2 protein-coding genes are annotated in these 2,341 nt (G+C 66.6%); both read right to left on the minus strand.

Annotated features, from left to right (window positions below):
- A partial coding sequence (otnK, locus tag ABT300_RS43275) for a 3-oxo-tetronate kinase (RefSeq protein ID WP_351688455.1) occupies positions 1-909 on the minus strand: 909 nt, incomplete at its 3' end.
- 233 nt (positions 910-1,142) lie between these two features.
- Complete coding sequence (locus ABT300_RS43280) at positions 1,143-2,180, minus strand: ABC transporter permease (RefSeq protein ID WP_351688458.1); 1,038 nt, start codon at positions 2,178-2,180, stop codon at positions 1,143-1,145.
- Between the last annotated feature and the right edge of the window lie 161 nt (positions 2,181-2,341).

The raw sequence follows: 2,341 nt of genomic DNA on the forward strand, positions 1-2,341 counted from the left end.
GTCCAGGTTTAGGGACACGGCGGGAGCTCCGGTGGCGAGGAACGCGTCGACCTGGGCGTTGGTCGCTCTCGACACCGAACCTGCGATCACCGCCGCGTGACCCGACGCCGGCGCAAGCGACTCAGCTTCGCGCGAAGGCCGGTAGGACCAGCTGCGCGCGAGACCGAGCGCGAGCCCCGAGCCCCCCGTCACCAGGGGCAGGTCGGCCACGGCGGATCCCAGGGTGAGCAGGTCGGCGTCGGAGACAGCGTCCAGTACGGCGATGCGCACGCCGCTGTCGCGTCGCAGTCGTCGAAGCTCCTCCGCGACAGCCTCCCGGCCGGCGAGAACCGTCGACTCGGCGATCAGTCCCACTGGATGGTTGGTCTGCTTGCCCAGAACGCGAACGAGATCGGCGTCCTTCATCGGCGTGAGCGGATGATTCCGCATGCCGGTCTCGTTGAGCAGCCGGTCGCCCACGAACAAGTGACCTTGATAGACCGTTCGCCCGACGGCCGGGAAGGCAGGGGCCGCAACGGTGCAGTCAGCCCCCACCAGGTCCAACAGGGCGTCTGTGACCGGTCCGATGTTGCCTTCGTCTGTTGAGTCGAAGGTCGAGCAGTACTTGAAGTAGAGCTGCTCGGCTCCGGCCTCGCGAAGCGAGGTGGCCGCTTCCACCGATTCTCGCACCGCGTCGGCCACCGGCGCGGTCCGCGACTTCAGGGCCACCACGACCGCGTCCGACTCGAACTTCTTGAGCGTGCCGACCGTGGGCACCCCGATGACCTGCGTGGTCCGCATGCCGGAGCGTACGAGGTTGTTGGCCAGGTCTGTGGCGCCTGTGAAGTCGTCGGCGATGGCGCCGAGGCGAAATGTCACGGCCGATTCCTTACTGTGCGTTTCGACCCGTCCAGCCTTCGCTGTACGCATGTCATCATATGATCCTCTCACTTAAAGGGCAAGGCACGAACGTCCCGTTCAGCGTTTCGGCTTGCCGTGCAGCGCCCCGGAAAGAAAAGGCGCAGTGCCACTGACCGGCGATCGAGCAGCGTCGGCGGGCACGGCCGAAGCGGCTGCACGTCCTGCGTCGTCCGCGCGCCGGCGCGGGTAGTCCAGCCTTACCGGCCCAACCGGAGACCCTTGGAGTCGTCGGGCCGACGGCGCTACTGCGAACGCTGGCCCGAGATCCTGACGTAGGCCCACGCGAGAGTGAGCACGATGACGCCGTAGATGATCTGCCGCATGCCCTCGCTGGTGTCCAGGGTGAGCAGAAGCCGGTTGAGCAGGGTGAGGATCAAGGTGCCCATGACCGTGCCTGCGTAGCCCCCGATCCCACCCATGATCGATGTCCCGCCGATGACTACGGCGGCGATTGCGGGGAGAAGGTATCCGTTGGTCTGGTCAGGCCCGAGAGACGACGAGATGCCGGAGAAGAGCAGGCCCCCGAACACGGCCAGGACTCCGGCGATGGCATAGACGACGATCAGGACCATCCACACCCGGACGCCTCCCAGCCTGCACGCCACCGGGTTGTCGCCCACCGCGTAAATACAGCGTCCGAGACCGGTCTGCCTCAGGCCCCAGATGAGAATGACCGAGAGCGGCACCCAGACCAGCGCACTTGCCGGGATCGGGCCGATGAGCGACCCGCCTCCGAGGTAGGCGACGACGGGGATGACGGTCTTGGAGCCGGCGAGGAAGCCGCCGCTCTTCATGCCGACCACGGTGATGCCGAGCAGTACCGAGGACAGGCCCAAGGTCATGATGAGCGCGTTGACCTTGAAGACGCCGACGCCGATGCCGTTGACGACGCCCACGAGTATTCCTACGCCGAATGCGAGGGTGAGAGCCTGCAGTTGGCCGGCCCCCGCTTGGTTGGCACAGACGTAGGCCGCGAGGTTCGCTGTCATCGTGATGCTGAGGTCGATGCCTCCGGTGAGCATGCAGATCGTCTGTGCCGCGGCGAAGATGCCGAGCGGCGCGGCGAGGAGCAGCAGGGAGCGGACGCCTTCCGCGGAGAACATCGCGGTGTCCTGGCTGCCGGTGATGAGGTAGAGGAGGACGAAGACCAGGCCGAGAGCCAGCACCGGTTGGTCGCGCAGTCGCTCGGCCAGCGCTCGGCGGCGCGACTCGTGAGCGTCTTGCGGCTGGGCGAAGGCCGCAATGTCCGCCTGTTCCAGAGGCCTCACGGTGCCACTCATGTCAAGCTCCTTTTCTGCGTCTGCAGCAAGCCTCCGACGAGGACCACGACGATGAGGATCACGCCCCGTACGGTTTCGGCCGTGTTGGGGTCGACGCCCATGCCCAGCATGATCGCCGGGATGAGGCTGAGGATGAAGGCGGCGAGCACTGGTCCGACCAT

The sequence above is a fragment of the Streptomyces sp. NPDC001027 genome (assembly GCF_040299045.1).
Classification (GTDB): Bacteria; Actinomycetota; Actinomycetes; order Streptomycetales; family Streptomycetaceae; genus Streptomyces.

Excerpts from the sequence above, each read along its gene's own strand:
- ABT300_RS43280 (WP_351688458.1), bottom strand. The coding sequence starts at position 2,180 with ATGAGTGGCACCGTGAGGCCTCTGGAACAGGCGGACATTGCGGCCTTC.